Raw genomic sequence first — 8186 nt, forward strand, 5'->3', positions numbered from 1 at the left:
CCACCACGCCGTCATGGGCTGGGCGAAGGACGCCGAGCTCCTGCGGAAGGCGGGCGCGGGCGTCGAGCGGCTCGGCGACTGCTGCGGCCTGGCCGGCAACTTCGGCGTCGAGAAGGGCCACCACGAGGTGTCGGTCGCCGTCGCCGAGCACCGGCTGCTCCCGGCGGTCCGCGCGGCCGGGGAGGACGCCGTGGTCCTGGCCGACGGGTTCAGCTGCCGCACGCAGCTGCGCGAGCTCGCGCACCGCGACGGCGAGCACCTCGCCCAGCTCCTGGCCCGCCGCCTGCCGGGGCGATGACCGCCCGGAGCGGCTAACCGCCCAGGGTGCGCGAGAGGGTGAGCGCGGCGGTGTGGACGGCCGGGGCGACCGCGGCGAGCCGCATCCGGGTCGCCCAGCCCGACACCGACAGCGCGCCGAGGACCAGCCCGTCCGGGCCGAGGACGGGGCTGGCGGCGCAGACGATCCCGCGCCCGGACTCCTCCCGGTCGTAGGCGACGCCCTCGCGCCTGATCGTCTCCAGCTCGCGGGCGAGCAGCCCCGGCGCGGTCACACTGCGCTCGCCGACCCTGACCAGCTCCGACTCCAGCACGCCCTTGACCACCTCCGGCGGCGAGAACGCGAGGATCGCCTTGCCCACCCCGGTTACGTGCGCGGGCAGCCGCCCGCCCACCTGGGACGGCAGCCGCGGCCCGCCGGAGGACCCGAGGATCTCCACGTAGACGACCTCGCCGCCCTCCAGCACCGCGAGGTGGACGGTCTGCCGGGTCGCCTCCCGCAGGTCCGACATGTACGGGACGGCGGCGTCCCGCAGCACCCGCTGGCGCGGCACCCGCTGCCCGATCTCGAACAGCCGCAGCCCGAGCCGCACCCGCGGGCCCCGGCGCTCCAGCAGCCCGGCATCCACCAGGTCGAGGGCGATGCGGTGCGCGGTCGACTTCGGCAGGCCGCTGCGGCGGGCCAGCTCGGCCGGGCCCAGGCCGTCGTCCTCCGGGCGGAACGCCGACAGCACCGCGACGACGCGGCGCAGGAAGCTCTCCTCGGACGGGACGGACGTCATGGAAGAAGTGTCCCACCACGCGGGACGGCCGCGTTGCCCGCGGGGGTCGCGGCGGGAGAGGCTCGGCCTGCCCACGAACGAAAGGACGGCCCCATGGACCCGGGTTCCGTGGAGAAGGCCGCGGCCGCGCTCCTCGACGCGTACGCCACCGGCACTCCCATCTCGCCGCTGACGAAGGACCATCCGACCATGTCGGTGGCCGACGCCTACGCGGTCCAGCTCGCCCAGGTCAAGGCGTGGACGTCCGCCGGCGCGCGGATCAAGGGCCACAAGGTCGGCCTGACCTCGGCCGCGATGCAGCGCCAGATGGGCGTGGACCAGCCGGACTTCGGCGTGCTGCTGGACACGATGTTCCTGCCGGAGAGCGCGCCGATCGACACCGGCCGGTTCCTGCAGCCCCGGATCGAGCCGGAGATCGCGTTCGTGCTGGGCCGTCCCCTGGCCGGCCCCGGCGCCACGGCGGCGGACGCCGTCGCGGCCGTCGAGTACGTGCTGCCCGCCCTGGAGGTGATCGACTCCCGCATCGCGGACTGGAAGATCACCCTTCCGGACACGATCGCGGACAACGCCTCCAGCGGCGGCGTCGTGCTCGGCACCCGCCCGGTCCGGCTGGACGACCAGGACCTGTCGCTGATGGGCTGCCTGCTGCGCCGCGACGGCGACCTGATCGACACCGGCGCGGGCGGCGCGGTCCTCGGATCGCCGATCAACGCGCTGGTCTGGCTGGCCAACGTCCTCGGCGAGCGCGGCGTGAGCCTGGAGGCCGGGCACGTGGTGCTGCCCGGCTCGATCACCGCGGCCGTGCCGGTCGCGCCCGGGGAGACGCTCACGGCGACGTTCGCCGGGATCGGTTCCGTCACCGCACGGTTCGGAAGGAGGGAGCAGGCATGAGCACGTTGACGGCGGCGATCGTCGGGCCGGGCAACATCGGCACCGACCTGCTGGTCAAGCTCCAGCGCAGCGAGCTGATCGACGTCCACTCGATGGTCGGGGTGGTACCGGAGTCCGACGGCCTGGAGCGGGCCCGCAGGATGGGCGTCGAGGCGTCGGCGGAGGGCGTGGACTGGCTGCTGAAGCAGCCCACGCTGCCCGACCTGGTGTTCGAGGCGACCTCGGCGAAGGCGCACCTGGCCAACGCGCCCCGCTACGAGGAGGCGGGGATCACGGCGATCGACCTGACGCCGGCCGCGACGGGCCCCCTGGTGTGCCCGCCGGTGAACCTGGACTCGCTGTCGGACGCCCCCAACCTCAACATGATCACCTGCGGCGGGCAGGCGACGATCCCGATCGTGCACGCGGTGTCCTCGGTGGTGCCGGTGCCGTACGCCGAGATCGTCGCGTCGATCGCGTCCCGCTCGGCCGGTCCCGGCACCCGCGCGAACATCGACGAGTTCACCGAGACCACGGCCCGCGCGATCGAGCAGGTCGGCGGCGCCGGGCGGGGCAAGGCGATCATCATCCTCAACCCGGTGGACCCGCCGATGATCATGCGGGACACGGTGTTCTGCGCGATCCCGTCCGACGCCGACACCGGGGCGATCGCGGAGTCGATCGAGAAGATGGTCGCGGAGGTCGCCGCCTACGTCCCCGGCTACACGCTGCGGGTCGAGCCGCAGTTCGACGAGCCCCGCGACATCTGGAACGGGATGGCCCGCGTCGCGGTGTTCCTGGAGGTCCGCGGGAACGGCGACTACCTGCCGCCGTGGGCCGGCAACCTCGACATCATGACCGCGGCCGCCGCCCGGGTCGGCGAGCAGCTCGCGCGCAGGAAGGCCTCAGAATGAGCGAAGCGAACCGGGGGGTGCGGGGGGTCGCCCCCTCGCAGGGAACAGGTATGAGCGACGTCAGCGAGAAGATCCGGATCACCGACTCCACGCTGCGGGACGGCAGCCACGCGATGGCGCACCGCTTCACCGAGGAGCAGGTCCGCGGCGTCGTGCACGCCCTGGACGCCGCCGGGGTCGAGGTCATCGAGGTCACCCACGGCGACGGCCTCGGCGGGTCGTCCTTCAACTACGGCTTCTCGCTGGAGGACGACGTCAAGCTCGTCGCCGCCGCCGTGGACGAGGCGACCCGGGCCAAGATCGCCGTCCTGCTGCTGCCGGGCCTCGGCACGGTCCACGACCTGAAGATGGCGCACGACGCGGGCGCGTCCGTCGCCCGGGTCGCCACGCACTGCACCGAGGCGGACGTGTCGCTGCAGCACTTCGCCGCCGCCCGCGACCTCGGCATGGAGACCGTCGGGTTCCTCATGCTCTCGCACCGGGTCGGCCCGGACGAGCTGGCGCGGCAGGCCCGGATCATGGTGGACGGCGGCGCGCAGTGCGTCTACGTCGTCGACTCCGCCGGCGCCCTGGTCCTCGGCGAGGCGCAGGAGCGGATCAGCGCGCTGGTCAAGGAGATCGGGCACGAGGCGCAGGTCGGCTTCCACGGCCACCAGAACCTGTCCCTCGGCGTCGCCAACTCCGTCCTGGCGCAGCAGAACGGCGCCCGGCAGATCGACGGCGCGCTGTGCGCGCTCGGGGCGGGGGCGGGCAACTCCCCCACCGAGGTGCTGGTCGCGACGTTCGAGCGGCTCGGCGTCCCGACGGGCGTCGACGTGCAGGGCGCGCTGGCGGCCGCCGACGACGTGGTGAAGCCGTTCCTGCACCGGCTGCCGTTCGCCGACCGGGGCGCGATCACGCAGGGGTACGCGGGCGTGTACTCCAGCTTCCTGCTGCACGCCGAGCGGGCCGCCGAGCGCTACGGCGTCCCGGCGCACGAGATCCTGCAGAAGGTCGGCGAGGCCGGCTACGTGGGCGGCCAGGAGGACATGATCATCGACGTGGCGCTCCAGCTCGCCGCCGAGCGCGACCGCGCCTCATAGCGCGAGCGGGCTCCGGTCCAGGTCGTCCAGGAGGGCGCGGGGGTCGTCGTAGACGGCCGCCGCGCCCGCCTCCTCCAGCTCGGCGCGGCTCCAGCCGCCGGTGAGCACGCACACGCACGGCGTTCCCGCGCGCCGGGCGGCCTCGACGTCCCAGCGGGTGTCGCCGACGAACACGGCCCGGGCGGCGGGCACCGCCGCGCGCTCCAGGGCGAGCCGGACGAGGTCCGGCGCCGGTTTGGTCGCCTCCACCTCCGAGCCGGAGGTGGCGTCGTCGATGGCGTCGTCGGCGTCCAGCGCCGCGCGCAGCGCCTTCAGCTCGGGCGCGGCGGCCGAGCTGGCGAGCACGACGCGGCTCCCGCGCCCGGCGCACGCCCGCAGCAGGTCGGCGGCGCCGTCGAAGGCCTGGAGCCGCGACCAGTACTGGGCGTACAGGGCCGTGTGCGCGGTGCGGATCCCGTCGTCGGCGTCCCGGTCCCGGTCGTCCGGGAGCAGGTGGTCGAGCAGCTTGTCCGAGCCCATGCCGACCGCCCGGTGCACGTCCGCCATGGGGACGGTGTGCCCGTGCTGGAGGAACGCCTGCCACCAGGTGGCCGCGTGCAGGTAGTTGGTGTCGACCAGCGTGCCGTCGACGTCGAAGAGCACCGCATCGATCATGCGGCGGCCCTACCCCGTCCGCGCCCCGGGAATCGGGCATCCGCGATGATCTTGATCGGTGGCACGGTGCAAGCGTTGGGATAGCGTGGCGTGATGACCCACGAGGAGCCTCGCGCGTCCACACCCCGCGGACGGGCACGCCGGGAGCAGCTCGTGGGGATCGGTCTCGACCTGCTCGCCGAGGGCGGCTGGGCCGCGCTCACGGCCCGGGCCGTCGCCGACCGGGCCCGGATCCGGCCGGGGCTGCTCCACCACTACTTCAACGGGCTGCCGGGGCTGCACGTGGCCGTCGCGCAGCGGGCCAGCGAGACGATCGTCGACCCGGTGGTGGACGCGCTGGTCGCCGCGCCGGACACCGCGGCCGCGCTGCGGGCGCTGCGCGAGCGCGTCCTGGACGTGCTCGCCGGGGAGCGCAACCTCAGGCTCGCCGCCGAACTGCTGGTCCGGGCGCTGCGCGACCCGCGGATGGGCGCCGAGCGGCGGGACTGGTCGAGGGACGCGCGGGCCCGCGTCGCCGCACGGCTGGAGCACCTGCGCCCCGGGTGGCCCGCCGAGCGCCGCGAGGGGACCGCCATGCTCTTCACCGCGGTGCTGGACGGCCTGATACTCCAGCTGATCCTCGAGCCCGACCTGCCGGCCGACCCCGCCCTGCACGCGACCGAGGCCTGGGCCGGGGACTCCTGACCGGCGCTCAGTCCGGGCGCGCGGGGACGATCGCGACGGCGCGGCGGGCATGCCGGAGCACCGCCGTGCTGGTCGAGCCCAGCGGGGCGATCCCGGCGCCCCGGTCGCCCAGCACCAGCAGCCCGGCGTCGTCCGCGGCGTCGAACAGCGCCTCCATGGGGCGCTCCAGCAGCAGCGAGACCCGGATGTCGAGCCGCGGATACCGCTCGCGCCACGGCGCCACGGCCGCCTCCAGCTCGGCGGCGCGCGTCTTTTCCAGCAGCTCCCTGTCGTGGAACAGCGCCAGCTCGTCCGCGTCGACCGCGGCGGGCTCCCAGCAGGCGTACACCACGCGCAGCTCCCACCGGCGCAGTGCCGCCTCGGCGGCGGCGAAGCCCAGCGCCGGGTCGCACCACGTCGTCCCGTCGGCCCCCGCCACGACCCGGCGGGGGCCCACCCCGTCCTTCACGACGACCACCGGGCGGGTGGCGCCGGCCGCGAGTTCCAGCACCCCCGCGCCCTCGTCCAGCCGCTCGGGGGCCCCGACCACCACCAGCTCCGCGTCGCGGGACTCGCTCAGCAGCGCGCCCCGGGCGGGGCCGCGGACCAGGCGGCCGCGCACCGTGCCGGGCGCCCCCAGTTCGCGGGCGCGGCGCCTGCCGCGCTCCAGCAGGTTCCATCCCGCCCGCCTCATGACCGCCTCGCCGTGCGGGTCCTCGTGCCCCTCCGGGTAGGGCCAGTGCCAGCAGTGGCACATCACCAGATCGAGGTCGCGCAGCCGGGCCTCCTCGATCGCCCAGCTCAGCGCCGTGTCGTTCTCCGCCGTCCCGTCGTAGCCGAACAGGACGTGCGCCTGCTCGCCGCTCTCCACGCCCGTCATGTGCATGCCCTCCTCCTGCCAGTTTGCGCGCTATGCGGGCGCACCAGAAGAGGCGCGTGCACGACCGCTTCCCGGAGCGATTACTGTCACGGACGAAGGAGGAGGCAATGAGAAGGCTAGGACGGGTCCGCCGCCGTTTCGGCTTCGACCGCAACGAACTGCGACGCGCCGTCGACCGCCGCCAGTGGGCGGTCGGCGTCGCCGCCGCGGTGCTGTTCACGGTGCTCGCCCCGCCCGCGTCCGCGCTCCTGGCCGCCGACGCATACCGCAGCGGCGTGCGGGCCGAGCACCGCAACGTCCACCGCGTCACGGCGCAGGTCGTCCACACCGACTCGCAGGGCGGCGCCGGCATACGGCACACCTACGCCGAGCTGGCCTGGACGTCCCGCGACGGCCGGACGCGGACCACCGTCGTCCCGGCCGACAAGTCCGTCAGGCCGGGCATGGAGCAGCGCATCTGGGTGGACACGGCGGGCAACCCGATCCAGCACCCCCAGACCCGCGCCGCCACCCTGGCCACCACCGCCGTCGCCGCCGCCACGGCCGCCGTCGCCGTGGGCGTCCCCCTCCTGGCCGGCTACCTCCTCGTCCGCCGCCGCTGCGACCGCCGTCGCTGCGCCCTCTGGGACGAGAGCTGGACCAGCCTGGCCCAGCACGCCTGACCGGCTCCCCAAGCCGCCCCCATTTCCGGGTCACGGCGCTCACACGGAGACGATCTTCCCGGCCTTCCGGGGTAGGCCGAGGCCATCGGAGTCCCGGGGGAAGGGGAGCGCGTGTTCAGGAGGATGGCTGCGGAGCTCGTGGGCACGCTGCTGTTGGTCTACTTCGCGGTGGGCGTGGCGACCCTGTCGTTCGGCTTCGGCGTCGCCGGGCGCAGCCTCTCGGCGGGGGTCGTCGCGACGGCGCTGGCCTTCGGCCTGGTGCTCCTCGCCCTGGTCTACGCGATCGGCCCGATCTCGGGCTGCCACGTCAACCCGGCCGTCACGCTGGGAGTGCTGCTCGCCCGCCGGATCCCGCCGCTCGACGCCGCCGGCTACTGGGCCGCCCAGTTCGCCGGCGGCATCCTGGGGGCGCTCCTGCTGTGGGCGACCTTCTCCGGCTCGCCGCTCTACGCCCGCTCCGTGACCGGTCTCGGCGCGGACGGGTGGGGCGACGCCAGCCTCATCCGCATCGACATGGGCGGCGCGTTCCTCACCGAGGTCGTCCTGACCGCCCTGTTCGTGTTCATCGTGCTGTCCATGACGAGCACGGCGGCCATCCCGTCGGTCGCCGGGGTGGGCATCGGCCTCGCCCTCACGACCGTGCACCTCATCGGCATCCCCATCACGGGGACCTCGGTCAACCCGGCCCGCAGCCTCGGCCCGGCCGTCGTCCTCGGCGGGACCGCCCTCTCGCAGGTGTGGCTGTTCATCGTCGCGCCCCTGGTGGGGGCCGTGGTGGCCGCGGCACTGCACGGCTTCGTCGGACCGCCGGAGAAGGAGACCCCGCTTCCTCCCGTGGAGGAGGAGGCCCCCTAGCTCGCTCTGCGGCGGCCCGGCCCGGACTCCGGTCAGTCGGTGCCGAACTCCATGGCGGCGCGGTCGAGGACCTCGGCGTCCCGGGAGTCCTTGCCGCGGGAGGCGATCGCCTCGGCGCCGCCCGCCGGCATCGCGCCGATCAGCCCGGTCGAGGCCGCCTGCGCGGCGCCGATCAGGGCCGGGTGCGAGCTGCCGACCATGCCGAGCCCGGCGTACTGCTCCAGCTTGGCGCGCGAGTCGGCGATGTCGAGGTTGCGCATGGTCAGCTGGCCGATCCGGTCCACGGGGCCGAAGGCGGAGTCCTCGGTGCGCTCCATGGACAGCTTGTCGGGGTGGTAGCTGAACGCGGGGCCGGAGGTGTCGAGGACGGAGTAGTCCTCGCCGCGCCGCAGCCGCAGGGTCACCTCGCCGGTGACGGCCGTCCCGACCCAGCGCTGCAGCGACTCGCGCAGCAGGAGCTGGGTCGGGACGCTCAGCCCGGGCAGGTCGGCCCGGTTGTCGGACAGGAAGGTCACGCGCGCGAACTGCCGCATGACGTCGGGATCGGT

The 8186-nt window shown here is 74.6% G+C and carries 9 protein-coding genes and 2 pseudogenes; 7 read left to right on the forward strand and 4 right to left on the reverse strand.

Features of this window, described 5'->3' with window-relative positions:
- Positions 1 to 298, forward strand: a pseudogene (locus tag AB0C69_RS33540) (FAD-binding oxidoreductase); the annotation flags it as partial.
- 13 nt (positions 299 to 311) lie between these two features.
- Here AB0C69_RS33540 and AB0C69_RS33545 read toward each other — a convergent pair.
- Positions 312 to 1058, reverse strand: coding sequence for an IclR family transcriptional regulator (locus tag AB0C69_RS33545; RefSeq protein WP_345186574.1), 747 nt, complete (start codon positions 1056 to 1058; stop codon positions 312 to 314).
- A 93-nt stretch (positions 1059 to 1151) separates the two neighbouring features.
- Between AB0C69_RS33545 and AB0C69_RS33550 the strand changes: the two genes are divergently transcribed.
- From AB0C69_RS33550 to dmpG, 3 genes are read left to right on the forward strand one after another with little or no spacing between them, the layout of a single operon-like run.
- A complete protein-coding gene (locus AB0C69_RS33550; RefSeq protein WP_345186579.1) occupies positions 1152 to 1949 on the forward strand; it encodes a 2-keto-4-pentenoate hydratase in 798 nt (265 codons plus the stop codon).
- The gene (locus tag AB0C69_RS33555; protein WP_360358925.1) at positions 1946 to 2842 is read left to right on the forward strand and encodes an acetaldehyde dehydrogenase (acetylating); all 897 of its coding nucleotides are present in this window, start codon (positions 1946 to 1948) and stop codon (positions 2840 to 2842) included. The genes AB0C69_RS33550 and AB0C69_RS33555 overlap by 4 nt, the downstream gene beginning before the upstream one ends.
- A gap of 50 nt (positions 2843 to 2892) precedes the next feature.
- Positions 2893 to 3924 (forward strand): 4-hydroxy-2-oxovalerate aldolase, encoded by a 1032-nt coding sequence (gene dmpG / locus AB0C69_RS33560; RefSeq protein ID WP_360358927.1) that lies wholly within the window; start codon positions 2893 to 2895, stop codon positions 3922 to 3924.
- Here the strand turns inward: dmpG and AB0C69_RS33565 are convergent.
- The gene (locus AB0C69_RS33565; RefSeq protein WP_360358929.1) at positions 3919 to 4578 is read right to left on the reverse strand and encodes an HAD family hydrolase; all 660 of its coding nucleotides are present in this window, start codon (positions 4576 to 4578) and stop codon (positions 3919 to 3921) included. The two genes, dmpG and AB0C69_RS33565, sit on opposite strands and share 6 nt — an antisense overlap.
- Positions 4579 to 4671: 93 nt before the next feature.
- Here AB0C69_RS33565 and AB0C69_RS33570 point away from each other — a divergent pair, with 93 nt between their 5' ends.
- Entirely contained in the window at positions 4672 to 5262 is a 591-nt protein-coding gene (locus AB0C69_RS33570) for a TetR family transcriptional regulator C-terminal domain-containing protein (protein ID WP_345186588.1), read from the forward strand.
- A 7-nt stretch (positions 5263 to 5269) separates the two neighbouring features.
- Here the strand turns inward: AB0C69_RS33570 and AB0C69_RS33575 are convergent, their stop codons facing one another.
- On the reverse strand, positions 5270 to 6127 hold the full coding sequence (locus AB0C69_RS33575) for a universal stress protein (protein WP_360358931.1): 858 nt from the start codon (positions 6125 to 6127) through the stop codon (positions 5270 to 5272).
- Positions 6128 to 6228: 101 nt separating this feature from the next.
- On the opposite strand from AB0C69_RS33575, the gene AB0C69_RS33580 reads away from it, so the two are divergent.
- On the forward strand, positions 6229 to 6783 hold the full coding sequence (locus tag AB0C69_RS33580; RefSeq protein WP_360358933.1) for a hypothetical protein: 555 nt from the start codon (positions 6229 to 6231) through the stop codon (positions 6781 to 6783).
- A gap of 111 nt (positions 6784 to 6894) precedes the next feature.
- A complete protein-coding gene (locus AB0C69_RS33585) occupies positions 6895 to 7638 on the forward strand; it encodes an aquaporin (protein WP_360358935.1) in 744 nt (247 codons plus the stop codon).
- Between the two features lie 32 nt (positions 7639 to 7670).
- On the opposite strand, the pseudogene AB0C69_RS33590 reads toward AB0C69_RS33585, so the two are convergent.
- Positions 7671 to 8186 (reverse strand): annotated as a pseudogene (locus AB0C69_RS33590) (hypothetical protein); the annotation flags it as partial.

The sequence above is a fragment of the Actinomadura sp. NPDC048032 genome, assembly GCF_040653175.1.
GTDB lineage: Bacteria > Actinomycetota > Actinomycetes > Streptosporangiales > Streptosporangiaceae > Spirillospora > Spirillospora verrucosospora.

What these genes read in the sequence shown, in the direction of transcription:
- dmpG (WP_360358927.1), top strand. Translation starts at nt 2,893, where the DNA reads ATGAGCGACGTCAGCGAGAAGATCCGGATCACCGACTCCACGCTGCGG.
- AB0C69_RS33570 (WP_345186588.1), top strand. Translation starts at nt 4,672, where the DNA reads ATGACCCACGAGGAGCCTCGCGCGTCCACACCCCGCGGACGGGCACGC.
- AB0C69_RS33575 (WP_360358931.1), bottom strand. Translation starts at nt 6,127, where the DNA reads ATGCACATGACGGGCGTGGAGAGCGGCGAGCAGGCGCACGTCCTGTTC.
- AB0C69_RS33550 (WP_345186579.1), top strand. Translation starts at nt 1,152, where the DNA reads ATGGACCCGGGTTCCGTGGAGAAGGCCGCGGCCGCGCTCCTCGACGCG.
- AB0C69_RS33555 (WP_360358925.1), top strand. Translation starts at nt 1,946, where the DNA reads ATGAGCACGTTGACGGCGGCGATCGTCGGGCCGGGCAACATCGGCACC.
- AB0C69_RS33545 (WP_345186574.1), bottom strand. Translation starts at nt 1,058, where the DNA reads ATGACGTCCGTCCCGTCCGAGGAGAGCTTCCTGCGCCGCGTCGTCGCG.
- AB0C69_RS33580 (WP_360358933.1), top strand. Translation starts at nt 6,229, where the DNA reads ATGAGAAGGCTAGGACGGGTCCGCCGCCGTTTCGGCTTCGACCGCAAC.
- AB0C69_RS33565 (WP_360358929.1), bottom strand. Translation starts at nt 4,578, where the DNA reads ATGATCGATGCGGTGCTCTTCGACGTCGACGGCACGCTGGTCGACACC.